The sequence below is a fragment of the Caloranaerobacter azorensis DSM 13643 genome (assembly GCF_900129995.1).
Lineage (GTDB): Bacteria > Bacillota > Clostridia > Tissierellales > Thermohalobacteraceae > Caloranaerobacter > Caloranaerobacter azorensis.
This window is the reverse complement of the sequence record NZ_FQXO01000007.1, coordinates 1-24,487: the sequence shown is the minus strand read 5'-3', so window position 1 is coordinate 24,487 and position 24,487 is coordinate 1. Positions and strand designations below refer to the sequence as shown.

General features: G+C 27.9%; 29 protein-coding genes. All 29 read left to right on the top strand.

Translation table 11 applies throughout. The features are described 5' to 3' along the window. Positions 1-2 precede the first annotated feature (2 nt). The 29 genes from BUB51_RS01295 (at position 3) to BUB51_RS01155 (ending at position 24,374) form a co-directional block, all read left to right on the top strand. Positions 3-1,343, top strand: a complete 1,341-nt coding sequence (locus BUB51_RS01295) for a flagellar hook-length control protein FliK (RefSeq protein ID WP_073194818.1) — start codon at positions 3-5, stop codon at positions 1,341-1,343. A 13-nt stretch (positions 1,344-1,356) separates the two neighbouring features. Further along, positions 1,357-1,797, top strand: a complete 441-nt coding sequence (locus tag BUB51_RS01290) for a flagellar hook assembly protein FlgD (protein WP_073194817.1) — start codon at positions 1,357-1,359, stop codon at positions 1,795-1,797. A 5-nt stretch (positions 1,798-1,802) separates the two neighbouring features. Beyond that, a complete protein-coding gene (locus tag BUB51_RS01285; RefSeq protein WP_242945532.1) occupies positions 1,803-2,186 on the top strand; it encodes a TIGR02530 family flagellar biosynthesis protein in 384 nt (127 codons plus the stop codon). 70 nt (positions 2,187-2,256) lie between these two features. Further along, positions 2,257-3,528, top strand: coding sequence for a flagellar hook protein FlgE (locus BUB51_RS01280; RefSeq protein WP_073194813.1), 1,272 nt, complete (start codon positions 2,257-2,259; stop codon positions 3,526-3,528). A 55-nt stretch (positions 3,529-3,583) separates the two neighbouring features. Further along, entirely contained in the window at positions 3,584-3,793 is a 210-nt protein-coding gene (locus BUB51_RS01275) for a flagellar FlbD family protein (RefSeq protein WP_073194811.1), read from the top strand. Positions 3,794-3,796: 3 nt separating this feature from the next. Beyond that, positions 3,797-4,582: a flagellar motor protein gene (locus BUB51_RS01270; protein WP_073194809.1), complete on the top strand. Its 786-nt coding sequence runs from the start codon at positions 3,797-3,799 to the stop codon at positions 4,580-4,582. Continuing rightward, on the top strand, positions 4,582-5,328 hold the full coding sequence (locus BUB51_RS01265; RefSeq protein WP_200791867.1) for an OmpA/MotB family protein: 747 nt from the start codon (positions 4,582-4,584) through the stop codon (positions 5,326-5,328). Before BUB51_RS01270 ends, BUB51_RS01265 begins: the two co-directional genes overlap by 1 nt. 17 nt (positions 5,329-5,345) lie before the next feature. Then, on the top strand, positions 5,346-5,759 hold the full coding sequence (locus tag BUB51_RS01260; RefSeq protein ID WP_073194805.1) for a flagellar basal body-associated FliL family protein: 414 nt from the start codon (positions 5,346-5,348) through the stop codon (positions 5,757-5,759). A 13-nt stretch (positions 5,760-5,772) separates the two neighbouring features. Then, on the top strand, positions 5,773-6,771 hold the full coding sequence (gene fliM, locus BUB51_RS01255; RefSeq protein ID WP_073194804.1) for a flagellar motor switch protein FliM: 999 nt from the start codon (positions 5,773-5,775) through the stop codon (positions 6,769-6,771). Then, complete coding sequence (gene fliY, locus BUB51_RS01250; protein WP_073194802.1) at positions 6,761-7,912, top strand: flagellar motor switch phosphatase FliY; 1,152 nt, start codon at positions 6,761-6,763, stop codon at positions 7,910-7,912. The genes fliM and fliY overlap by 11 nt, the downstream gene beginning before the upstream one ends. Before the next feature lie 25 nt (positions 7,913-7,937). Further along, positions 7,938-8,300: a response regulator gene (locus BUB51_RS01245; protein ID WP_035162787.1), complete on the top strand. Its 363-nt coding sequence runs from the start codon at positions 7,938-7,940 to the stop codon at positions 8,298-8,300. A 2-nt stretch (positions 8,301-8,302) separates the two neighbouring features. After that, complete coding sequence (locus BUB51_RS01240) at positions 8,303-8,740, top strand: hypothetical protein (protein ID WP_073194800.1); 438 nt, start codon at positions 8,303-8,305, stop codon at positions 8,738-8,740. 39 nt (positions 8,741-8,779) lie between these two features. Beyond that, positions 8,780-9,544: a flagellar type III secretion system pore protein FliP gene (fliP, locus tag BUB51_RS01235; protein WP_073194798.1), complete on the top strand. Its 765-nt coding sequence runs from the start codon at positions 8,780-8,782 to the stop codon at positions 9,542-9,544. Positions 9,545-9,555: 11 nt separating this feature from the next. Further along, the gene (gene fliQ / locus BUB51_RS01230; protein ID WP_035162597.1) at positions 9,556-9,825 is read left to right on the top strand and encodes a flagellar biosynthesis protein FliQ; all 270 of its coding nucleotides are present in this window, start codon (positions 9,556-9,558) and stop codon (positions 9,823-9,825) included. Between the two features lie 17 nt (positions 9,826-9,842). After that, positions 9,843-10,607 (top strand): flagellar biosynthetic protein FliR, encoded by a 765-nt coding sequence (fliR, locus tag BUB51_RS01225; RefSeq protein ID WP_073194797.1) that lies wholly within the window; start codon positions 9,843-9,845, stop codon positions 10,605-10,607. A gap of 18 nt (positions 10,608-10,625) precedes the next feature. Beyond that, entirely contained in the window at positions 10,626-11,711 is a 1,086-nt protein-coding gene (gene flhB, locus BUB51_RS01220) for a flagellar biosynthesis protein FlhB (protein WP_073194791.1), read from the top strand. An 18-nt stretch (positions 11,712-11,729) separates the two neighbouring features. Further along, positions 11,730-13,763, top strand: a complete 2,034-nt coding sequence (gene flhA, locus BUB51_RS01215; protein ID WP_073194789.1) for a flagellar biosynthesis protein FlhA — start codon at positions 11,730-11,732, stop codon at positions 13,761-13,763. Beyond that, the gene (flhF, locus tag BUB51_RS01210) at positions 13,763-14,890 is read left to right on the top strand and encodes a flagellar biosynthesis GTPase FlhF (RefSeq protein WP_073194788.1); all 1,128 of its coding nucleotides are present in this window, start codon (positions 13,763-13,765) and stop codon (positions 14,888-14,890) included. Before flhA ends, flhF begins: the two co-directional genes overlap by 1 nt. A 1-nt stretch (position 14,891) precedes the next feature. Beyond that, the gene (locus tag BUB51_RS01205; protein ID WP_073194786.1) at positions 14,892-15,791 is read left to right on the top strand and encodes a MinD/ParA family protein; all 900 of its coding nucleotides are present in this window, start codon (positions 14,892-14,894) and stop codon (positions 15,789-15,791) included. Between the two features lie 62 nt (positions 15,792-15,853). Continuing rightward, on the top strand, positions 15,854-16,528 hold the full coding sequence (locus tag BUB51_RS01200) for a flagellar brake protein (protein ID WP_073194784.1): 675 nt from the start codon (positions 15,854-15,856) through the stop codon (positions 16,526-16,528). Between the two features lie 2 nt (positions 16,529-16,530). Further along, complete coding sequence (locus BUB51_RS01195) at positions 16,531-17,580, top strand: protein-glutamate methylesterase/protein-glutamine glutaminase (RefSeq protein ID WP_073194782.1); 1,050 nt, start codon at positions 16,531-16,533, stop codon at positions 17,578-17,580. Continuing rightward, positions 17,581-19,599 (top strand): chemotaxis protein CheA, encoded by a 2,019-nt coding sequence (locus tag BUB51_RS01190; RefSeq protein WP_073194780.1) that lies wholly within the window; start codon positions 17,581-17,583, stop codon positions 19,597-19,599. It abuts the gene before it with no gap. Between the two features lie 19 nt (positions 19,600-19,618). Next, positions 19,619-20,029, top strand: coding sequence for a chemotaxis protein CheW (locus tag BUB51_RS01185; RefSeq protein ID WP_242945531.1), 411 nt, complete (start codon positions 19,619-19,621; stop codon positions 20,027-20,029). A 31-nt stretch (positions 20,030-20,060) separates the two neighbouring features. Next, entirely contained in the window at positions 20,061-20,675 is a 615-nt protein-coding gene (locus tag BUB51_RS01180) for a chemotaxis protein CheC (protein WP_073194776.1), read from the top strand. After that, positions 20,672-21,154 (top strand): chemotaxis protein CheD, encoded by a 483-nt coding sequence (locus BUB51_RS01175; RefSeq protein ID WP_035162634.1) that lies wholly within the window; start codon positions 20,672-20,674, stop codon positions 21,152-21,154. The genes BUB51_RS01180 and BUB51_RS01175 overlap by 4 nt, the downstream gene beginning before the upstream one ends. 65 nt (positions 21,155-21,219) lie before the next feature. Beyond that, on the top strand, positions 21,220-21,954 hold the full coding sequence (locus tag BUB51_RS01170; RefSeq protein WP_073194774.1) for a FliA/WhiG family RNA polymerase sigma factor: 735 nt from the start codon (positions 21,220-21,222) through the stop codon (positions 21,952-21,954). A gap of 19 nt (positions 21,955-21,973) precedes the next feature. Next, positions 21,974-23,587, top strand: coding sequence for a DUF342 domain-containing protein (locus BUB51_RS01165; RefSeq protein ID WP_083599459.1), 1,614 nt, complete (start codon positions 21,974-21,976; stop codon positions 23,585-23,587). 17 nt (positions 23,588-23,604) lie between these two features. Then, on the top strand, positions 23,605-23,916 hold the full coding sequence (locus BUB51_RS01160) for a hypothetical protein (RefSeq protein WP_073194772.1): 312 nt from the start codon (positions 23,605-23,607) through the stop codon (positions 23,914-23,916). Positions 23,917-23,930: 14 nt separating this feature from the next. After that, entirely contained in the window at positions 23,931-24,374 is a 444-nt protein-coding gene (locus BUB51_RS01155) for a hypothetical protein (RefSeq protein WP_073194771.1), read from the top strand. The last annotated feature ends 113 nt before the right edge of the window (positions 24,375-24,487 follow it).

Sequence of the window (24,487 nt, the reverse complement as noted above, 5' to 3'; positions counted from 1 at the left end):
TAGTGAATAGTATTGCGGAAATAGCTTTTATTAATAATAATTTTAAATCCGATACAAAGTGCAAATCAAAGGATTCAAAGCATAATAGTTTTGAAAATATATTAAATGGTAAATTGAATAATAAAAAAAACAAAGCAGATGATGGGAAAAATGAAGTTCAAAATGGACAAACTATTTCTTTGGCTAACAAAAATTATAGTAAATGCAAAAATGACGAAGATAGTAAAGTTAAATTAAAAAGAAAAGATATTGATTGTAAAAAAACACAAAAAGATGAAGTTGTCTATAATGATGAAAAAGAAAATATTAAAGAGATAATAGCTTATATTAATAAGATTTTATTAAATAATGAAGAACTTGAGTTGAATAGTGATCTTAAAAGTTTATTGATTCAATTTGAAAACGATGAAAAGCATGTATTAGGAGAAAACATTATAGAATTGACAAATCAAATAAAGAACTTATTACAAACATATGAAAAGAATAAAGGGATTAAGATGGAGCAAGATATTGATAAAATAATTAGCAAATTGGATCTTCTAGTAGAAGATTTATTAAACGAAAATAAGCAAAATGGGAATTTTAATTTTTCTCAAAACTTTTTAAGTGAAATAGGTAATATGAAAGAAAATAATATGTATATAAAAAGTGATGCAAATAAAGAAAATAAAGAAATAAGATTAGTTAATAAAGAAAAGCAAGAAGATCATAAGATACCTATAAAAGAAAGTTTATTAATAGAAGATAAAAAAGTAATAGAAAATGATTTTATAGGCAACAAAAGTGAAAAAATTTTAATAATAAACAATCATATGAATAGCTTGATTGATAGGTTTAATGGTGTTAAAGAAAATATTTTGAATAATTATGAAGACAAATTAGTTAATGAAAAGACTTTATTTCATAATATAGATAAAAATATGTTAATGAAGCAGATTGTTGAAAAATTGATTATAAATCCTAGAAAAATGAATCCGGAAATAAGAATTAAGTTAAAACCAGAAGTTTTAGGTGATTTGTTTTTAAAGATTACAACAAAAGAAAATTTAGTTTCAGCTCGAATTATTGTAGAAAATTATCAGGTAAAACAAGCAATAGAAGCAAATTTGGATATGCTAAAAGATAATCTTAAAGAACAAGGATTAGAAGTTTATGAATTTAGTATAGATATTGGACAAAGTTCGAATTTTGATAATTATAATTCACAATCTGGTTACAATAGAAATTATTCTATGAATCAAGAGAAAAATAAGTTAATAAGTCAAGAGATTGAAAATGAATTTTTATATGAAAATGGGCTATTAGATAGTTTTATAGAAAATAATATTGATTTAAAAGCATAGGAGTGATATTTTAATGAGCGTTAATAAGGTTAACGATCAGATATTTTATAGTTTTAAAGATGAAAATTCAAAATCCGATAAAAAAACTGATACAGACAATAATACTTTAGGGAAAGATGCTTTTTTAAAGTTATTAGTGACACAGTTGAAGAATCAGGATCCATTAAATCCTATTGATGATAAAGAGTTTATTTCACAGATGGCTCAATTTAGTACATTAGAAAGAATACAGACACTAGATGAAAACTTGCAGAAGTCGCAAAAGGATATATTAGAGGAGATCAAAAATTTTAACAGTTATCAAGAGGAAATCAAAAAAGAAATTAAGAGTTTAATTAACAGCTTTCAAAAGGAAAATACTGAAAAGCTGTTAGAAATTAAGACAGTATTAAATTCTATTGAGGACAATATAAATGAAATATATTACAGCTTTAGTAATACGAATCTGGAGTGATGTATATGAATGTTTCGTATGAAAATATAATAATGGGGAATAGAATTAATCATAATGAATATATAAAAAGAAAGATAAATTCAGAACAAAATTGTAATTTTAATGAGATATTAAAAAGATTTGAAGAAAAAAATAATCAGTTGAAATTTTCGAAACATGCAGTTAAGAGAATGGAATTGAGAAATATAAAGCTTAATAAAGATGATTTAAGGAATATAGAAAATGCTATTAATAAGGCAGAAAATAAGGGTGTTAAAGAAGCTTTAGTTCTTTTTAAAGATAAGGCTTTTATAATAAGTGTTAGAAATAGAACTGTTATTACAACAGTAACTCAAGAACAGTTAAGAGAAAATGTGTTTACTAATATTGATGGAGCTGTAATTATATAGCTGGACCTTTTTAGGGAGCTATTTATGCCTGACTGACAGACGGCATAAAAAAACAAAGGAGGTTTTTAATATGATGAGATCAATGTATTCTGGTGTATCGGGATTAAGACTACACCAATTAAAAATGGATGTAATTGGCAATAATATAGCCAATGTAAATACAGTGGGTTATAAAAGGGGACAAGTTAATTTTCAAGAGGTTTTTAGTCAAGTTGTAAGAGGTGCTGGAGCCCCTCAAGAAGGCAGAGGCGGTACAAATCCACAGCAAATAGGTTTGGGACTAAAGTTAGGTTCAATTAATACAGTTTTTACAAAAGGACCAACACAAAGAACAGATAATCCAACAGATTTAATGATTGATGGTGAAGGATTTTTTATGATTACTGATGATCCTAAATATGAAAATATTTATTATACAAGAGCAGGTAATTTTGTTTTGGATAGAGAAGGTTATTTGGTAACACCTGATGGTTTTAAAGTATTAGGAATAAATGATAAAGGAGAATATGCTCCTATTATGATTAATCGTTCAGAAGTAGCACCGCCAAGTGCATCTACTACAATTGAATTTATAGGAAATCTAGATTCTAGATTTAAAGACAGTGAGGAATTTTTAACAGATACAGTAGTAAAAGATAGTTTGGGTAATTCATATAAGGTTAATTTTAAATTTACCAAAACAGCTAATCCTAATGAGTGGAATTTAGAAGTTGTTAATGTAATAAATTTAGCTACAGGTGAGGCTATTAATCCAGCACCAACAAGTTCACCACAGACATTAACTTTTGATAATGGTGGATTTTTAACAAATGCAACTAAAACTTTTGAGATACAGTTTTCAGGAACGGACACATACTATTTTGGTTCAGATAGTAAAAATAGTAAATTAGTAGTTGATTTTTCTAAAATAACTCAATTTGCAAATGAAAATGATGTGAAGGGATTTGATGTTCCAGATCAAAATGGACAGCTTGGCAAAAGTGCTGGTTTTTTAACTGGTTTTGCTGTTGATGCTTCAGGTGTAATTACTGGAAGTTTTACAAATGGTGAGAAAAAGCCGTTGGGACAATTAGTGTTAGCTAAATTTGATAATCCTATGGGTTTACAAAAAGTGGGCAATAACTTTTTTGAAAGCACACCAAACTCGGGGGAACCTCAAATTGGGAAACCTAGTTCGAGTGGTTTTGGAACGATAAATCCAGGAGCTCTTGAGATGTCAAATGTAGATTTGTCTATGGAATTTACAGAGATGATTACAACACAAAGAGGATTTCAAGCAAATTCGAGAGTTATAACAACAACTGATGAAATGTTGCAAGAATTAGTTAATATGAAAAGGTAGCTATTGGGGTAGATTTCTACCCTAATAGCACTTGTAGGTAGATGGAGATGATTACATGATAATATTGAAAAGAATAAATGGAAAAGAATTTGTATTAAATAGTGATTTAATTGAATTTGTTGAGGCAACACCTGATACGATAGTAACATTAACTGATGGTAAGAAGATTGTTGTAAAAGAAACCGTGGAAGAAGTAATAAATAAAGTTATAAATTATAAAAGAGAAATTTATAAAAGCTTATTAAACATAGGAAATGAGGTGTAACTGTTGGATTTAGCAACTGCCATTGGTTTCATAGCAGGTATTGGATTTGTTGTATGGGGAATTTCTCAATCAGGTAATATAGGAAACTTTATCGACTTTCCTTCTTTAATTATAGTTCTTGGAGGAACTATAGCGGCTACTTTTGTTAGTTATCCTCTATCTAAAGTATTAAAAACATTAAAAGTTGTAAAAAATGCATTTATGACTAAGAATATTTCACCAATGGAAATAATAAATGAGATAATTAAACTGGCTAATATAGCTAGAAGAGAAGGACTTCTTGCATTAGAAGAAGCTGCAGAGAATGTAGACGATGCTTTCTTAAAGAAAGGGATTGTTTTAATAGTTGATGGAACTGATCCAGAGCTTGTTCGAAATATATTAGAAACTGAACTGTCTTTTACCGAGGAAAGACATGGTGAAGGGCAAGGTATTTTTGAAGCAATGGGTAGTTATGCGCCTGCATTTGGTATGATAGGTACTTTAATAGGTCTTATTAATATGCTTAAAGATTTAGATGATCCTGCTAGTATCGGACCAAATATGTCTGTAGCTTTAGTTACAACTTTTTATGGTTCTTTATTTGCTAATTTGATTTTTATTCCAATTGCTAATAAACTTAAAGGTAGAAGCCGAGAGGAAATACTTATAAAAGAGTTAATTGTTGAAGGGCTTTTATCAATTCAAGCAGGTGAAAACCCTAGGATTATAGAAGAAAAATTAAAAACCTTCTTGCCACCTGAAATGAGAAAAGCTATAGAAAAAGAAACTGAAGGTGGGGAAGCATAATGAGAAAGAGAGTAAAAAAAGAAGAAAAAAAAGGTGCACCCGAATGGATGACTACATATGGGGACATGGTTACTTTACTTCTTTGTTTCTTCGTGTTATTGTTTTCTTTTTCTGAAATAAACGTACAAAAATTTGAAGCTATTATGAAATCATTTCAAGGTTCACTAGGTGTTCTAAAAGGTGGGAAGACTATACAAGACGTACCTTTTGTAAATAATGGAAACTTATATCAAGATAAATCTACAAACGAAAAAAAAGAGATTGAAGATTTTCGAAAATTAAAAGCTTTGATTGAAGAATATGCAAAAGAAAAAGGATTAGAAACTAAAGTGATAGCTGGAATTGAAGAAAGAGGTCTAACTATCAGAATTTTAGATAATGTGTTTTTTGATTCTGGAAAAGCAGAAATAAAACCAAAAGCAAAAGAAATTCTAAGATATATAGGAGATATACTTAATAGAAAAGAATTTAAACATAAGCATATAAAGATAGAAGGACATACAGATACAGATCCTATAAGAACATCAAAATTTCCATCAAATTGGGAATTATCTGCTATTAGAGCTACTAATGTTTTAAGATTTTTAATAGAAGAGAAGGGAATAGAAGGAAATAGGATATCTTCAGCTGGATATGCTTATTACAGGCCTGTAGCTCCTAATGATACACCTGAAAATAAAGCTAAAAATAGAAGGGTAGATATTGTCATTTTAAAATCATCTTATGCAAAATGGGAACCAGATTAATAAAAGGGGTTGTAAATATGAATAGTAAGAAAATTTTAGTTATTGCTGTTGTAATATTAGTAGTTTCATTGATTTTAGTAGCTGTTTTTTCTTTTTTATATATTAAAAGTAAGACAGATGTTAATAAACCAAAAGAAAAATTTTATTTTGAAGTAGGTGAGATGTATAGTAATGTAAAGGATAGTAGCAGTATTGTTAAAATTAATATTACTGTGGAGGTAACAGATAAGGAATTGTTAAAAATATTAGAGAAAAAGAAGTTTCTAATAAATAATCAGATTAATGAAATTATCAGAAGCAAAACAGAAAAAGAATTAGAGGGTAGTAATGGGCAAATTTTACTTCAAAAAGAAATTACAGAAAAGTTGGCAGAATTATTTAATACTAAAGATATAACAAATATATATTTTAAAGAATTAATTGTACAGTAGGGAGGTATAACTATTGTCAGAAGTTCTTTCACAGAGTGAAATAGATGCCCTACTCAAGGCTTTAACTTCCGGAGAAGTAGATGTTAAAGAGATAAAAGAAGAAGCAAAAGAAAAGAAAGTAAGGAAATATGATTTCAGAAATCCGCAAAAAATAGCTAAAGACCAAATGAGGACATTGGGCATTATTCATGATAAGTTAGCTAGATTACTACAGACATTTTTATCAGGTTATTTAAGAGCACCTGTAAATGTAGAAGTCTTAACTATTGATCAATATGTTTTTAGTGAGTTTAGTAATGCAATTTCAAATCCTGCTTTTCTTTCAATTATAAATTTTAATCCATTATCCGGACAAATTATTTTAGATATTTCACCAAATATTGCTTATGCTGTCATAGACAGATTATTAGGAGGTAATGGTAGTAGTGTTGAATTAAATCGCAGTTTTACTGAAATAGAATTAGTATTATTAAAGCAGGTTTTTTGCCGGATTCAAGATATAATAACACAAGCTTGGGATAATATATTAGACTTGAAACCGTCTTTGGAGAAAATAGAAACTAATTCACAATTTATACAGATAGTTTCTCCTAGTGAAACAATAGTATTGATTACGTTAAATGTGAAAATAGGAGAAACAGAGGGAATGGCTAATATATGTATTCCTCATTTAACGATAGAACCTATATTGAACAAATTAAGCACTAAGCTTTGGTATTCGACAAATAGTAAAGATATTGATTCTACTGAAATAGATGTTGTTAAAAAGAGAATAAGAAAAGTAAAGGTACCTTTAATAGCCGAAATTGGAAGTACTTTGATTACAGTTAAAGATTTATTAGATTTACGAGTAGGTGATGTTATAAAACTTAATAGAACAACAGATAGTGAATTAGAAATTAAAGTTGGATCAAAAACGAAGTTTTATGGAGTACCTGGAATTAAAAATAATAAAATAGCTGTTAAGATTACCAGAGTCAAAAAGGATGGTGAAGATATAGATGACGAATAATATGCTTTCGCAGGAAGAAATAGATGCTTTATTAAAAGGAGAACTAGTTGATAATATTGATAATAATAATAATGAAACAGTTGGAGAAAAAGAAGAATTAACTGAAACAGAAAAAGATGCACTAGGAGAAATAGGTAATATTAGTATGGGAACAGCAGCAACAACTTTATATACTCTACTAGGTAAGAAAGTTGTTATCACAACACCTAAGGTAGAGGTAACTAATACAGAGGAACTTTCAAAAGAATATGTAGTTCCATTTGTAGCTGTAGATGTAAAATATAAGTTAGGACTCGAAGGTTCAAATTTATTAATATTGAAAACAGATGATGTAAAAGTTATTACCGACCTTATGATGGGTGGTGACGGTACAAACACAGATAGAGAATTGAATGAAATGGATTTAAGTGCTATAAGTGAAGCAATGAATCAAATGGTTGGTTCGTCAAGTACTTCGCTATCAGAGATGTTTTCTACAGTTATTGATATTGAACCTCCTAGAGCTTTTTTAATAAAATTAAATGAAGATAATATAGATTTAGATATTTTTAAGAATAAAACAATTGTTAAAATATCCTTTAGAATGATTATTGGCGACTTGATTGATAGTGAGATAATGCAACTTTTACCAATTGATTTTGCGAAAAATATGGTAAGTAGACTTTTAGGGCAGAAATCTGATTTTAATTCTGATAATTTAAATGAAAATATGGATCTAATTAATCAAGAAGGTAATGAAAAATTGAGACACAATAATGAGTCTAAGAATAGTACAGAAAATTTGAGTTATAATGTGAATAATGAAGAAATTAAGAAACAAGAACATATTAATGTAAGAAAAGTAGAATTCCAGTCCTTTGATGAGAATAAAAAAATAGAATATAATGAAAGCATTGATTTAATACAGGAGATACCTGTAGAAGTTACTGTCGAATTGGGAAGAACAACTAAAAAGATTAGTGAGATTTTAGAATTTGGTCCTGGAACAGTTATAGAACTGGACAAGCTAGTTGGAGAACCTTTAGAGATATTTGCAAATGGAAAGTTTATCGCTAAAGGTGAAGTTGTAGTAATCGATGATAATTTTGGTGTTAGAATAACAGATGTTGTAAATCCATCAAAAAGGGCAAATAAAATTTAAAAAGAAATAATAAGGAGGAATTAATATGGGTAAAGGAATACTTATTGTTGATGATGCTGCTTTTATGAGAATGATGATTAAAGATATTTTGAATAAGAATGGATATGAGGTTATAGGTGAAGCCGATAATGGGGCTAAAGCTATTGAAAAATATAAAGAGCTTAAACCAGATTTAGTAATAATGGATATTACAATGCCAGAAGTAGACGGAATTCAAGCTGTGAAGGAAATTAAAAAGTTAGATGAAAATGCGAAAATAATAATGTGTTCAGCTATGGGACAACAGGCTATGGTTATCGAATCAATTCAAGCTGGAGCTAGAGATTTTATAGTGAAGCCGTTTCAAGCAGATAGAGTATTAGAAGCTGTAAAAAAAGTATTAGGCTAACAATGAGAGATATTTTTTCTAAATTATTTTTTACCTCTGGCTTTTTATTTGTTAATGAGTATGCTTTTGGCTCCAGTTACATTGATAATAACGGGGGTTATTCTTTTATTGATTTAATCAGTTTTATATTTGGCTTTATTTTAATCATTTTAGCTATATTATTTTTAGGTAGAATATTGAAACTCAAATTTAATGTTGTTGGAAAAAGAGATAAGGTTAAAGTTATAGATATTTTAAATATAAATGGTATCAGAATTTTAGTATTAGAAATGTATGGTAAATATTATATATTAGCTTATAATAATAATAGTATAATTTTGCTTGATAAATTAGAAAATATTGAGTTATCATCACCTGATTTTATAACTAACAAACCTAAATTTAACAAATATTTGGAAAAGCTTTTTGAAAATAATTTTACAAAAAATATAAAGGACTAATAAGATTACTAAGAACTATAAATGAGTAGGATGAATAATATGACTAAAATAGTAAAAGTTCTTATAATTACAACTGTATTAATTGTACTTTGTAATTCTGTTGTATATGGGGCCCCAGAAATTTCTTTATTTGGGAAGACGATATCTTTGAAAGATACAAATGATCCAAATGATTATGTTATAAGCATACAGATATTGATTTTGTTAACTGTATTAACTTTGGCCCCTTCTATTTTAATAATGGTTACAAGTTTTACTAGGATAATTATTGTACTGTCTTTCATGCGTAATGCTTTAGCAACGCAACAGACGCCACCAAATCAAGTTTTGATTGGGTTAGCGTTATTCTTAACATTTTTTATTATGAGTCCAACTATAGATCAAATTAATGAACAAGCTGTTAAACCTTTTTTAAATGGGGAAATCAACCAAGAGGAAGCGTTTAATAATGCATTAGAACCAATCCGTGAATTCATGTTTAAACAGACTAGAGGGAAAGATTTGGCTTTATTTATTAAAGCGTCAGGTATTGAGCAAAACGATAATTTGAAATTAGAAGATATACCAACGAGAGTATTAATACCTGCTTTTATGATTAGTGAATTGAAAACAGCTTTTCAGATGGGATTTGTATTATTTATACCGTTTCTAGTAATAGATATGGTAGTTGCAAGTACATTGATGTCAATGGGAATGATGATGTTACCACCAGTTATGATATCTTTACCATTTAAAATATTGCTTTTCATTATGGTAGATGGATGGAATCTTGTTGTAAAACAATTACTATTAAGTTTTAATTAGGAGTGATATAAATGAGCCAAGGGGATATTATAAGTTTAGCTCAAGATGCGATTAAAATGGTTTTAATGCTTTCTTCTCCAATGTTGATTTTTGGCCTATTAGTAGGGTTAGCTGTTAGTATATTTCAAGCAACGACACAAATACAGGAAGCTACATTGGCTTTCGTTCCTAAAATAATAGCTGTGATGATTTCGTTTTTAATATTTTCGCCTTGGCTATTAAGTCTTATTTTAGATTTTACTAATAAACTTTTTGAGAATATGAATACGTTTATAAAATAGTTTAAATGGTGAATTTTATGGTAGATGTTATACAATTGATTATAAATAAATATATTATTTTCTTGTTAGTATTCGTTAGATTAAGCGGGATTTTTATCATTACTCCAATATTTAGTAGAAGGAATGTACCAACAATATTCAAAATAGTTTTTACTTTTTTTCTTACACTGATAATGATTAATATAGTTGAATTCAATCAATCGCAAATAGATATTTATCATTTTATAATTTATATAATAAGAGAATTATTTTTAGGTATATTTATTGGATTCATTATGTATTTATTTTTCTCTTCATTATATTTAGCAGGAAAGTTAGTAGATATGCAATTAGGTTTTAGTATGGTAAATGTATTAGATCCTAATAGTAATATACAGGTTCCAATAACAGGTAATTTCTTTTACATTTTGGCTTTACTGACTTTTTTGGTTGTGAATGGACATCATGTATTAATAAAGACTTTATTGGATTTATTTAACATAATCCCTTTAGGGAGTTATGTTATTAAGGCAAGTATTTATAAAGAGATACTTACAATTACTAGTAATATATTCATTATAGCTTTTAAACTTAGTAGCCCTATATTGGCTACTATATTTATAACTAATGTTATATTAGGAATATTAGCGCGAACTATGCCGCAAATGAATGTTTTTATAGTTGGAATGCCTTTGAGAATTGCTATAGGAATTATTACTTTGATATTGATGATACCTTTTATCATTACTTTTATGTGTAATTTATATGAACAAATCTTTCGGGTATTTTCTTTCTTAAAGTAGAATAAGGAATGATCACAAATGCTGAGTAATATAAAAATACAATTATTTGCAGGTGGAGAAAAGACAGAAAAACCTACTCCTAAACGAAGAAAAGAAGCGAGAGAAAAGGGGCAGGTACTACAAAGTAGAGAATTAACATCTGCTTTACTGCTAATATTTATATTTCTAGCTTTAAAAATTTTTGGTAATTATATGTTTAATAGTTTAAAAGAACACATAAGTTATATTTATAGCGAATATTTAATTGCTGATGATTTTTATTCAAAAAAAGAAATTATTTTATTATTAAGATATATTATTCTAAAAACAGCTAAAATTGTTGCGCCAATTTTAGGGATAGCTTTTATATTTGCATTAATTATTAATTATTTCCAAGTAGGATTTTTATTTACAACAAAAACTTTGCAAATTAAGTTTAGTAGGATAAATCCTATAGAGGGGTTTAAACGTATATTTTCAAAAAGAGCACTTGTAGAATTGGTAAAGTCATTTTTGAAGATATTATTAATAGGTTATATTATGTATTCTTACATCATGGGACAAATTAAGAATATTATGCGATTACTTGAAAAAGATATATCTAATATTATATTTTATATAGCTAAAATGTCATTTGAGATTGCTATTAGAATAGGATTAGCTTTGTTTATATTATCCGTATTGGATTATGCATATCAATGGTGGGAATATGAGAAAAATTTAAAAATGTCGAAGCAAGAAATAAAAGAAGAATATAAACAAACAGAAGGTGATCCTGTTATTAAATCGAAAATAAAAGAAAAACAGCGTCAGATATCTATGCGCAGGATGATGCAGGATGTACCTAAAGCGGATGTTATTATCACCAATCCAACACATTATGCAGTTGCTTTGAAATATGATAAAGAAAAATATGATGCTCCATATGTAATTGCTAAAGGTAAAGATATGATTGCTGAAAATATTAAAAAGGTAGCAAAAGAATCTTCTATACCGGTTGTTGAAAACAAATGGTTAGCAAGGCATCTATATAATAATGTTGAAATAGGGCAGGTAATTCCTGAAGAACTTTATCAAGCAGTAGCTGAAATACTCGCATATGTTTATAGCCTTAAAAAGGTCTAATAAGTTAGGAGGACAATTATGAAATTTGGAGATATTGTAGTAGCGATATTTATTATTGCAATAATTCTAATGATTATTATACCTGTTCCTAAAGGGGCTTTAGATATACTTTTAACTTTGAATATATCTTTTGCATTATTAATTCTTTTAATTGCAATGTATGCTGAAGAAGTTTTACAATTTTCAGTTTTTCCGTCTTTGTTATTAATAACTACACTTTATAGACTTTCTTTAAATATATCAACAACAAGATATATTTTAACAGATGGAGATGCAGGAAGTGTTATAGAGACCTTCGGAAATTTTGTAATCAAGGGAAATCCTATAGTAGGTTTTATTATATTTTTAATAATTGTAATAATACAATTTATAGTAATTACTAAAGGAGCTGAAAGAGTAGCAGAAGTTGCAGCTAGATTTACTCTTGATGCTATGCCAGGGAAACAGATGGCTATAGATGCAGATTTGAATTCAGGACTTATAACAGAAGAAGAAGCGAAAAAAAGAAGAAGCGAAATACAGAAAGAAGCCGATTTTTATGGCGCTATGGATGGTGCCAGTAAATTCGTTAAAGGGGATGCAATAGCTAGTATTATTATCACTATAATAAATATATGTGCAGGCTTTGTTATAGGAATTTTGACTAAAAATTTAACATTTGTAGAAGCACTTCATAAATACACTTTGTTAACGGTAGGAGATGGCTTGGTTAGTCAGATACCAGCTCTTATTATATCTACTGCTACAGGTATAGTTGTAACTAGAGCTGCTTCAGAATCAAATCTTGGACAAGATGTTGTTAAACAGCTTTTTAATAACCATCCTAAAATTATGTATATTATTGGTAGTGTACTGTCTTTATTGGGAATTGTTACTCCATTACCATTTTTGCCATACATATTTTTAGCAGGCATATTCTTTTATTTAGGATATAATATGCAGATTAATATTAAAAAGAGTGTTGAAGAAGAAAAAGAAATTGCAGAAGAAGTAGAAGTTGAAGAAGTTAAAAAGACAGAAAACGTAATGTCATTATTAAAAGTAGACGACATAGAATTGGAATTTGGTTATGCAATTATACCATTAGCCGATGTGAATCAAGGTGGAGATCTGCTTGATAGAATTGTATTAATTAGAAGACAGATAGCATTAGAACTTGGGATGATAGTTCCAATGGTTAGATTAAGGGATAATATACAATTAAATCCAAATGAGTATGTAATTAAAATAAAAGGGGTAGAAGTTGCAAAAGGTGAATTATTATTTGACCATTATCTAGCTATGAATCCAGGAACGGCTCAAGGAGAATTAACAGGGATAGATACTATTGAACCAGCATTTGGTCTACCGGCGAAATGGATAACTGAAGATGAGAGGGAAAAAGCAGAAATATTAGGGTACACTGTAGTAGATCCACCATCTATAATAGCAACTCATTTAACTGAAATAATTAGGAGATATGCACATGAACTGCTTGATAGACAAGCAGTGAAAGTCTTAATAGATAATATAAAGGAAGAATATCCTGCTTTAGTAGAAGAACTTATTCCAAATGTTCTTTCTATAGGCGATATACAAAAAGTTTTTGCGAATTTATTAAAAGAACAAATTTCTATTAGAAATATGGTTTCTATATTAGAAGCTTTAGCAGACTACGGAGTAGTTACTAGAGATCCGGATTTATTAACTGAATATGTAAGACAGAGGTTGTCAAGATATATAACAAAGAAATATGTGCAAGACAATAAGATAAAAGTAATTACATTAGATGGTGAACTAGAACAGTTGATTATGGATTCTATCAATAAGTCAGAAACAGGTTCATATCTGGCACTAGAACCAGTAAAAGTCCAAAAAATCCTTCAAAGTTTATCAAAAAATATAGAAAAGGTGACTTCGATAGGAGAACAGCCGATAATCCTAACAGCTCCTATAGTTAGAATATATTTCAAAAGATTGACTGAACAATTAGTAAAAGATTTAGTAGTATTGTCTTATAATGAAATAGAGCCTACAGTCGAAGTTCAGTCATTAGGGATGGTGACATTATAATGAAGGTAAAGAGGTATATTGGGAAGACAAATAAAGAAATTATGGATAAAATAAAAAAAGAACTCGGTACAGATGCAGTTATACTTCATACAAGAAAAATAAAACAAAGTGGTTTTTTTGGTTTTTTTAAAAAACCGCTAATAGAAGTAGTAGCTGCAGTAGATGAAAATTATAAACTAAAAAATACAATAGATGATCGGACCAATAAGGGTATAAATTATTATAATAGTTCATTCAATGATGAAATAAATAATGTTCAGAAGGAACTTAATAAAGAGATCAAAGAATTAAAACAATTAATGGAAAATATGCTTATAAATGCCGAAAAGAAAGAAAGAAGTAATTTATCAGAAAAGTTAATGGCTTATAAACGGATTCTTGTTAAAAAAGGAGTAGAGGAATATATAGCTGATGAAATATTGAATAAGATAAATGAAAGATTTAATGTTGAAGATAAGGATGATAAATCTATTAGAGATATAATTAGATATCATATAATTGAATATTTGGGCAATCCAGAACCTATAGATTTGTCAAAGCCGAATAAAATCATATTTTTTATTGGGCCTACTGGTGTAGGGAAAACTACTACTTTAGCTAAGATTGCTTCTAAAATATGTTTATATGAAAAATTAGAAGTTGGAATTATCAATGCAGATACATATAGAATAGGAGCTGCAGAGCAGATAAAAACTTATGGGGATATATTAAGTATTCCAGTAAATAATATTTATGATATAGAGGATATTTATAAAGTTATGTCGAAATTAAAAGATAAAGAGATTATCTTAATAGATACTGCTGGAAGAAATCATAAAGATAATGAAAAGATTGAAGAAATAAGAAATTTGATTAATTCTGTCAATAACAAAGAAGTCTATTTAGTGTTAAGTGCAACATCTAGTATGGATACTATTAAATCTGTTATTGATAAATATAGGAATATACAGGAATATAAAATCATTTTTACTAAGTTAGATGAAGTCGATAATTTAGGTATTATTTTAAACACCAGATATTACTCGGATAAACCATTGTCTTATTTTACTACTGGTCAAAATGTTCCTGATGACATTGAAATTGCAGATGTAAATAAATTAAGTAAATACTTGATTGGAGAGTTATAGTATGAGAGACCAAGCATATAGATTGAGACAAATGGTAAGTAAATATAAAAACAACAGAATGAAAATTGAAAATAAACCCAATAGTAAAACTAGAGTTTTAGCTATAACTAGTGGTAAAGGTGGGGTTGGTAAGACTAATTTTACAATTAATTTAGCAATTTCATTAAATAAGCTTGGATATAAAACAGTTATTTTTGATGCGGATATAGGTTTAGCAAATGTTGATATAGCTTTAGGAATTATGCCTAAACATACTATTGTTGATGTTATAAAAAAAGAAAAGGATATTTTGGAAATTATAACAGAAGGTCCTTGTGGATTAAAGATTATTGCTGGAGGATCGGCATTAGAAGAGTTAATTGATATTAAAGAGAGAGAATTATATGAATTAACTAGTCAACTCGAAAAATTGTCTGAAACTGCAGACTTTATATTAATTGATACTGGGGCAGGTATATCGAAAACTGTATTGAGTTTTATTGAGGCTGCCAATGAAGTTATTTTAGTTACCACTCCTGAACCTACCTCTTTAACAGACGCATATGCATTGATTAAAACTCTAATTATTTCTAATTATAGTTACAATAAAATTAATTTAGTAGTAAATAAAGTCGATAATTATTATGAAGCTAAAGAAGTTTATGAAAAATTAAATAGAGCTACTAAAAGATTTTTAAATTTCGAGCTAATAAATTTGGGATATATACAAAACAGTAAATTATTAGTAGAATCTGTAAAGCTCCAAAAGCCAATAACTTTATTACATCCGAATTCTTCTTTTGTTAAAAGGATAAATGCTATTGCTTTAAAAATTGTTGGTAACGAAGATAATAGCAATGATAATAATTTTAAAAATTTTATTGAAAGATTCAAAAATTATTTTTTAAATTATAGCAAATAGAATTTTTGATAAATCTAATATTATATACAGAAAGATTTATTCTAAAAGGAGGACCATATCTAATGCACAAAAATAAGACATTATGTGAATATCCAGTTATAGGCGATAAGATAGAAATCAAAAGAGTTAATATAAAGACAGATGATAAATATGCAAGTCAGGTGCTAGATATTATTGATGATGATATTTATATAATAAGCGGTCCTATACAAAAAAGTACATTAATACCATTACACGTTGGGAACTTAATTGAAATTTCATATTTTCGTGAAGATAAAGGACGGTTTGTATTTAAAGCCAAAATTATTGAACGTGAATATAAAGATGTATATAAATTAAAAATTGAAAGAATAAGTTGTATTACAAAGATACAAGAAAGGAATTATTATAGATTATCAGTAAAATTAGATGTACAAAAAGTATATAGTTTAAAGATTCGCGATGAGGAGAAAGAGGTTATTGAAAATTGTACAGCGAAGGATATTAGCGGTAGTGGTATAAGGGTGTTTTGTAATTTGAAACATTCTATAGGAGACTCAGTAAAATTGCAGATACCAATAGGAGATTTTAATATAACAGCTTTAGGAACAGTTGTAAGAGTTCAAGAAATAGAAAATGATAATTTTAAATTTTCTTTAGGAGTTAAGTTTACTGATATTAAAGATGAAGATAGAGAACGTTTGATTAAATACATCTTTGAACAACAAAGAAAATTAAGGAAAAAAGGACTGATCTAATTATGATAAAAGTGTTGGTTGTAGATGACTCAGCATTTATGCGTAAAATAATAAGTGATATTTTGGTTAGTGATAGAATGATAGAAGTAATTGGAACTGCTAAGAATGGCAAAGAGGCGTTAGATAAAATTCCTCATCTGAATCCTGATGTTATTACATTAGACATTGAAATGCCTGTAATGGATGGTATTACAGCATTAAAAGAGATTATGAAAAAGTTTAAAAAACCAGTTATAATGCTTAGCAGTTTAACTAGTCAGGGCGCTGAAGCGACGTTAAGAGCTTTAGAATATGGAGCTGTTGATTTTATTACAAAACCAACTAATATTTTCAAAGTTGGAAGTCGAGATAAGAGAGAAGAAATTATAAAAAAAGTTAAAGTAGCTGCAAGTGCTATATTGTCGAATACTGTAGTAGATAAGTATGCAGTCTTTAAAAAAAATTCTATAGTTATAGATAATAAAAAAGAAAAGTTAGATTATATAGTTGCTTTGGGAACTTCTACTGGAGGACCAAGAGCTCTTCAGTCAATAATACCTAATTTACCAAGTGAAATAAATGCTGCTTTAGTTGTTGTACAGCATATGCCCAAGGGTTTTACTAAATCTCTAGCTAATAGATTAAATTCTATGTCGCATCTTGTAGTAAAGGAAGGTGAAGATGGAGAATTAGTAAGGAGAGGATATTGTTATATTGCTCCGGGTGATTATCATATGACATTAGAAGAAGTGGGTATTAATAAAGTATATATAAGATTAAATAAAGAAAAACCTGTTTCTGGGCATAGACCATCTGTAGATGTTTTAATGGAATCAGTTGCAAAAATTAAATATCTTAAAAAGATAGGTGTAATATTGACTGGAATGGGGTCTGATGGAAGTCATGGGATAAAACTTATTAGAGAAAATAATGGTTTTACTATTGCACAAGATGAAAAAAGCTGTGTTGTATTTGGAATGCCAAAGGCTGCAATAAATATTGGTGGTATTAATAAAATATTACCTTTAGATTCGATTTCAGATGAAATTTTGAATATATTGGGGGTGTTATAATTGGATATTAGTCAATATCTTGATATATTTATAGATGAATCTAAAGAACATTTACATAGTTTAAATGAGAGTTTACTTAGTTTAGAAAAAAATCCAGACGATAAAGAACTAATTAATGAAATATTTAGAGTAGCACATACTTTAAAAGGAATGTCAGGAACAATGGGTTTTACAAAGATAGCAAGTCTGACACATGAAATGGAAAATTTGCTAGATGCAATAAGAAACGATAAATTAACTATTAATACTGACATTGTCGATTTATTATTCGAATGTTTTGATGCACTTGAAGAATATATTAATGTCGTGGCTGAAGAAGGTGAAGAAGGAGAGCAAGATAATAGAGATTTGATTATAAAGTTGAATTCTATTTTAAATAATAAAGATCATCAATCTGAATCTAACATAAAAATGTTAGAAGATGACAAGGTTGATAGTGGAAATAATCTTAATCAGTATGTTACCAATGTTATTAAAAAAGCACAGGAAAATGGGTTAAACGCCTATACGATTGAAGTAGTATTAAAGAAAGATTGTATGTTGAAAGCGGCAAGAGCATTCATTATATTTAATACATTAGAAAGATATGGAGAGGTAGTTTATTCAAAACCTTCAGTTGAAGACATAGAAGATGAAAATTTTGATTTAAGCTTTTCAATAACAATTTTAAGTAAAAGTGATAAGAATTCTATTTTAGAGGAGTTAAATAAGATAACCGATGTTGAAACTATTGAAATAAAAAAAGTTGAAATCACAGATAGTATGGACAATAGCAAAGTCATAGAGAAAACTAATGAAGCGATTAATGAGAAACAAAATAAAACACAAACTAAGACCGAAAAGAAAAGCAAAAAGAAAAATAATAAAGTAGGAAAAACTGTTAGAGTTGATATTGACAGACTTGATAATTTAATGAATCTTGTAAGTGAATTAATAATTATTAAAACAAGAATGGAAGAAGTCGGTGGTAATTCTGAAAATCATAATATGAATGAAGCAATTGAATATTTAGAAAGGATTACTACTAGTATACATGATGCAGTTATGAAAGTGAGAATGGTACCTATAGATAGAGTTTTTAATAGATTTCCTAGAATGGTACGGGATTTATCTAAAGATTTAGGTAAAAATATTAAATTAATTATGTCTGGTGAGGAAACTGAGGTAGACAGAACAGTAATTGATGAAATAGGTGATCCTTTAATACATTTAATACGAAACTCGATAGATCATGGAATAGAAAGTCCAGAAGAGAGAGTAAAAGTTGGCAAAGAAGAAACAGGAAGTTTATATTTAAGAGCATATCCAGATGGTAATAATGTAGTTATAGAAGTTGAGGATGACGGTAGAGGTATCGATTTGGAAAAGGTTAAGCGTAAAGCGGTGGATAAAAAAATAATAACAGAAGAAATAGCACATAACATGTCTAAAGAAGAAATAATTTCTTTACTTTTTAAAGCAGGTTTTAGTACAGCTGAAAAGATATCAGATATTTCAGGTAGAGGCGTTGGACTAGATGTAGTTAAAAACAAGATAGAAGCTATAGGTGGTAATATTGAAGTTGAAACTGAAAAAGGGAAAGGTACTAAATTTACAATAAGAATACCGTTAACATTAGCAATAATTCAAGCATTATTAATAAAATTACAAGACGAGATTTATGCATTACCATTAAGTTCTATAAAGGAAATTACAACTATTGAAAGTCAAGCTATTAGGAAAATACAGAATCATGAAGTAGTTTTATTTAGGGATAAAACATTACCAATAGTTAGATTAAATGAAATTTTAGGTGTTCAAAAGTCAAAAGATAAAGATGAGAGCGGAGAATTAATTACAGTTGTTGCTAAAAAAGGCGATAAAGAAGCTGGATTAATTGTAGACAAGCTTATAGGTCAGCAGGAAATAGTAATAAAATCATTAGGGAAATATTTATCGGGAACTAAATATATTGCAGGAGCAACAATATTAGGAGATGGTAGTATATCTCTTATACTCGATATAAATTCTTTATTTTAAATAAGCAGGAGGTGAGATTTTGAATCAGTATGTTTTATTTAAATTAGAAGATGAGAGCTATGGCATTGAAATAGAGTATGTTAAAACAATTGAAAAAATTTCAAATATAACGAGAGTACCAAATACTAAACCTTATGTAAAAGGTGTTATAAATTTACGTGGAGAAGTTATTCCTGTTATTGATTTAAGAGAAAGATTTGGTTTGCCAATAAGAGATTATAATAATGATACAAGAGTCGTGATAGTTTCAATACAAGACTATATAATTGGATTAATAGTGGATTCTTCATCAGAAGTTATTTATTTAAATGATAATGAAGTGGACAATCCACCTGTAGTAGGAGAAGTAAATACAGTTGAGTTTATTAAAGGTATAGGTAAAAAGGATGGTAAATTAATTATGCTTTTGAACCTGAAAAAGGTTTTATAAACAGCATAATAAGTATTTAGAGGTGTTAATAATGGATATAAATAATTTGAATATCATGTTGTTAGATATACTAAAAGAAATAGGTAATATAGGTTCTGGAAATGCAGCAACTGCACTAGCAAATATAATAAATGAAAAAATAGATATGGATGTACCTCAAGTAAAAATATTAGATTTTAATGAAGTAGCAAATGTACTTGGAGGAGCAGAAAAACCTGTTGTTGGTATTTATTTTGAAATGAATGGAGATATAAAAGGAAGTATTATGTTTATATTGGATATAGATTCTGCACGTTGTTTATTGAAATTGCTTTTTAAAAGTAGTAATGAAAAAGACGAATTTACCGATATGGATATGTCTGCTTTATCCGAAGTTGGAAACATACTTGCTGCTTCTTATATAAATTCTTTAAGTATGCTTTCTAATATGGTTTTGAAAATTTCAGTTCCATCAATAGCATTCGATATGGCAGGAGCGATTTTAAGTGTACCTGCTATACAGTTTGGCTATATTAGTGATAAAGTTTTATTTATCGAAACCCAATTTAAAGAAGGGAATAATCAAGTAACTGGAAATTTGTTTTTAATACCAGAATTAGATTCATTTGAAACAATGTTAAAAAAATTAGGGGTAGTTGAAATATGAAAGTAATAAAAGTGGGAATGGCAGATTTAGCAGTTTCTAAATCACCTTGTATAATTACAACTTTAGGATTAGGTTCATGTGTAGGTATTGTTTTATATGATAAAACAAACAAAATTGGCGGGTTAGCTCATATAATGTTGCCGTCTAGTTTAGATATAAAAAATAATTCAAATAAAGCAAAATTTGCAGATACTGCAATTGAAATATTAATTGAAAAAATGTTGAAGATTGGAGCTAATAAGAATATTCTAATAGCTAAATTAGCTGGTGGGGCTCAAATGTTTAAGTTTAGCACTCGAAATGAATTATTGAGAATAGGGGAAAGAAATGTGATAGCATCAAAAAAGAAATTGAAAGAATATGGTATTCCGATAGTAGCTGAAGATACAGGAGGAAATTATGGTAGAACTATTGAATTAAACTGTGAAGACGGTTCTTTAATGGTAAGAACAATTGGTAAAGGGTGTAAATATATTTAAAGGCAGTCATAGCTATAGTAGACATAACATAATTATAGCAACCTATCTTACAGGAGGATTTTAATATGACCATTGAAGAAGTTTGGGATAGGTACAAATCTACCAATAATATAGAATATAAACAAAAGTTAATAGAAGAATATGTATATCTAGTTAAGGTTGTAGCCGGAAGGCTATATAACTACTATAGTGGTAATATAGAATTTGATGATTTATTGAGTTATGGAGTATTTGGGTTAATAGATGCTATAGAAAAATTTGATATCAATAGAGGATTAAAGTTTGAAACATATGCTCAAATTAGAATTAGAGGTGCAATAATAGATAATTTGAGAAAACTAGATTGGATTCCTAGATCTTTAAGAAAAAAAGCTAGAGAGTTAGAAACAGTTGTTAGAGAACTAGAAAATAAATTAGGAAGAACGGTTACACATAAAGATATTGCTAAAAAGCTAAAGATCGATGAAAAAGAAGTAGAAAAGTTGTTTAGAGAAGTTTCGATTTATAATATTGTTTCGTTAGAAGATGTTATTGCTTCTGGTAATGAAATAATATTTAAAAATAGTGATGATACTCCAGAAGGACAATTTGAAAAAAAAGAAATAAAGTCTATAGTCAGTGAAATAATTGATGATTTGCCAGAGAAAGAAAAATTAGTTATATCGTTATATTACTATAATGAACTAACTTATAAGGAGATAAGTGAAATTTTAGGAGTTTCTGAATCAAGAATATCACAATTGCATAGTAAAGCTCTTATTTCTATCAAAAGCAAGTTAAAACATAGAGGAATATTTTAATTATTCAGGTGGTGAGTAGATGAATATAAAATTAGACAAATTAGAAAATAAAAAAAATATCAATAATTTTGAATTTAAGTATCTAGAAGATGGTGTTTATATTCAAATAAATAATGATGCGGAAAATGAAATTAGTTTGTCTGATGTACTAGAACAAATTAACAAAAAGCATATAAGAGAATATGATCTAGAAGCTATTGTAAATGCAATAAATGATAAGAGTGATTTTGTAAGATTTGCACCAAAACAAGAAGAAATATTAATTGATGAAGAAGTCTTAATTGATATATCAGAAGATAAGATGTTTGGATATGTAACTTTGTTACCACCTGATGGAGGTAGAAATATAGAGTTTGATGAATTTATTAATAAAGTAAAAAAGAAAATAAAATATGGACTTGATTATGAAAAGTTAAAGGAAATTTTTGAAAATAAACTTTATAACAAAAAAATTTGTATTGCTCAAGGGAAAAAACCAGTAGCAGGAAAAGATGGTTATATCAAATGGTATTTTAATATTGAAAACATATGTAAACCTCAAATTTTAAAAGATGGTAGTGTGGATTACAGAAATTTAAACATAATAAATAATGTTAAGAAAGGTGAATTATTGGCAGAAAGAATTCCTGCTACAAATGGGGAAGATGGTATTACAGTGACTGGTGAAAATATACCTTCTATTAAAGGTAAAGAAGTATCTTTAAAAGTAGGTAAAAATGTAATCTTATATGAAAATGGATATGCAGCATATGCATTAAAAGATGGACAAGTTGTATGTCGAAATGGGAAAATTGTTGTTTACGAAGTTTTTGAGATTGCTGGCAATGTAGATAATTCAACAGGAAACATTAGTTTTAATGGTACAGTAAGAATAAAGGGAAATGTTATTACAGGCTTTTATGTAAAAGCAATGAATGATATTGAAATAAATGGAGTAGTCGAAGGAGCTGTTATTGAAAGCAATGGCAACATAATAGTTAAAAGAGGTATACAAGGTTATCATAAAGGGAAGCTGATATCTAGAGGCAATATTTATACAAAATTTATTGAAAATAGCGATATTTATGCCGATTTAGATATACATGCAGAAGCAATAATGCATAGTAAAGTGATTTCTGGTAATAATATTGAAGTAAATGGTAAAAAAGGTTTAATTGTTGGAGGAATTTGTAAAGCCAAAAATGAAATTAGGGCAAAAACAGTAGGTTCTCCAATGGGTACTGTAACGGTATTAGAAGTTGGAATAGATATACAGTTAAAATCAAAGTATACAGAAATCAAAAATAAAATAAATGAGATAAAATCAAATTTAGAAAAACTTGATAAAACAATAAAGTTATTTACTAGACTGGCAAAAGGCAACAATTTATCTGATGAGAAAAGGAAACTACTTATAAAAATTATAGATAGCAGAAAAGTTTTAATTAATCAATTAAATGATTTAAAAGAACAGTTAAGTAGTATAGAAGAAAAAATAAAAATGCAAATTAATGGTAAAGTTAAGGTTGAAAGAGAGATTTTCCCAGGGGTTAAAATTGTTATCGGAAATAGTATTATGTTTGTAAGAGAAAAACTTGGGCCATGTACTTTAGTGAATATTGATGGAGAGATAAAAATTACTCCATTTGAATAATAATTAGGGGGATATTTATGAAAATTAATACTGCTGATTTAAGGTTAGCAGTTTCAAAAATGCAAATGCTTTCTAAAGTTCAGCAGTCTGAAAATGATAAGTCATTTACTAATTTATATAACGAAGTACTTGAAAACAAGAAAAATATAGAGAAAGAGCAAAAAACTATTAATAAATCTAAAAAACCTTATAGAGCAAAACTGGATAACAATAGCAATAAAAAAAATAGAAATTCTAATAATGAAAGAGAAAAAAGAGAAGATAAAGATAATAAAAAAAATGATATAAAAAGGGATTATTTAGGTAGTAGATTTGATGTTAGAATTTGATGAGGGGTTGTAATATGACTTCTATATTATTAATATGCTTAGGTATTATATTAATTATATTATCTTTAATTGTTTGGATGAAAAATGAAGAAAAAAATAGATATTTTGATGAAATAGAATATAATAAATTTGAGACACTAGATTATATTAAGCATCTTGAACAAAAAATTGATGAATTTGAACAAATAATATTTGAATTAGAAAAAAAAATAAAAGAGATTTATGATTATATGAAAATTCAAGATGTAAATGAAGAAAAAGAAATTGGCAAAGTTTTGATGAATAGCAATCAAACAGTTAAAAACAGCGAATTTAAAAATTTCGAAAATATTAATTTGATAAATGAGGTTCAAAAATTAAAACATAACGGATTTAAGAATGTTGAAATTGCAAAAATGTTAAATAGAAGTATAAGGGAAATTGATATGATATTAAAATTAAAAGAAGCAAATAAATAGTTATATATATTAAGAAAATTTAAGTTTCCCCAAAATTAGATAACAAAACTGCTCAAATTGTGTAAATTCAAGACATCAAAGAGAGTTAGTTGTTGTGATTCTTTGGATTTACA

Coding starts and splice junctions, on each gene's coding strand:
- fliY (WP_073194802.1), top strand. CDS start 6,761: ATGACGAATAATATGCTTTCGCAGGAAGAAATAGATGCTTTATTAAAA.
- BUB51_RS01275 (WP_073194811.1), top strand. CDS start 3,584: ATGATAATATTGAAAAGAATAAATGGAAAAGAATTTGTATTAAATAGT.
- BUB51_RS01280 (WP_073194813.1), top strand. CDS start 2,257: ATGATGAGATCAATGTATTCTGGTGTATCGGGATTAAGACTACACCAA.
- BUB51_RS01240 (WP_073194800.1), top strand. CDS start 8,303: ATGAGAGATATTTTTTCTAAATTATTTTTTACCTCTGGCTTTTTATTT.
- BUB51_RS01160 (WP_073194772.1), top strand. CDS start 23,605: ATGAAAATTAATACTGCTGATTTAAGGTTAGCAGTTTCAAAAATGCAA.
- BUB51_RS01200 (WP_073194784.1), top strand. CDS start 15,854: ATGCACAAAAATAAGACATTATGTGAATATCCAGTTATAGGCGATAAG.
- BUB51_RS01260 (WP_073194805.1), top strand. CDS start 5,346: ATGAATAGTAAGAAAATTTTAGTTATTGCTGTTGTAATATTAGTAGTT.
- BUB51_RS01205 (WP_073194786.1), top strand. CDS start 14,892: ATGAGAGACCAAGCATATAGATTGAGACAAATGGTAAGTAAATATAAA.
- BUB51_RS01195 (WP_073194782.1), top strand. CDS start 16,531: ATGATAAAAGTGTTGGTTGTAGATGACTCAGCATTTATGCGTAAAATA.
- BUB51_RS01175 (WP_035162634.1), top strand. CDS start 20,672: ATGAAAGTAATAAAAGTGGGAATGGCAGATTTAGCAGTTTCTAAATCA.
- BUB51_RS01170 (WP_073194774.1), top strand. CDS start 21,220: ATGACCATTGAAGAAGTTTGGGATAGGTACAAATCTACCAATAATATA.
- flhB (WP_073194791.1), top strand. CDS start 10,626: ATGCTGAGTAATATAAAAATACAATTATTTGCAGGTGGAGAAAAGACA.
- BUB51_RS01245 (WP_035162787.1), top strand. CDS start 7,938: ATGGGTAAAGGAATACTTATTGTTGATGATGCTGCTTTTATGAGAATG.
- fliP (WP_073194798.1), top strand. CDS start 8,780: ATGACTAAAATAGTAAAAGTTCTTATAATTACAACTGTATTAATTGTA.
- flhA (WP_073194789.1), top strand. CDS start 11,730: ATGAAATTTGGAGATATTGTAGTAGCGATATTTATTATTGCAATAATT.
- BUB51_RS01290 (WP_073194817.1), top strand. CDS start 1,357: ATGAGCGTTAATAAGGTTAACGATCAGATATTTTATAGTTTTAAAGAT.
- fliR (WP_073194797.1), top strand. CDS start 9,843: ATGGTAGATGTTATACAATTGATTATAAATAAATATATTATTTTCTTG.
- fliQ (WP_035162597.1), top strand. CDS start 9,556: ATGAGCCAAGGGGATATTATAAGTTTAGCTCAAGATGCGATTAAAATG.
- BUB51_RS01285 (WP_242945532.1), top strand. CDS start 1,803: ATGAATGTTTCGTATGAAAATATAATAATGGGGAATAGAATTAATCAT.
- BUB51_RS01180 (WP_073194776.1), top strand. CDS start 20,061: ATGGATATAAATAATTTGAATATCATGTTGTTAGATATACTAAAAGAA.
- BUB51_RS01155 (WP_073194771.1), top strand. CDS start 23,931: ATGACTTCTATATTATTAATATGCTTAGGTATTATATTAATTATATTA.
- flhF (WP_073194788.1), top strand. CDS start 13,763: ATGAAGGTAAAGAGGTATATTGGGAAGACAAATAAAGAAATTATGGAT.
- BUB51_RS01165 (WP_083599459.1), top strand. CDS start 21,974: ATGAATATAAAATTAGACAAATTAGAAAATAAAAAAAATATCAATAAT.
- BUB51_RS01265 (WP_200791867.1), top strand. CDS start 4,582: ATGAGAAAGAGAGTAAAAAAAGAAGAAAAAAAAGGTGCACCCGAATGG.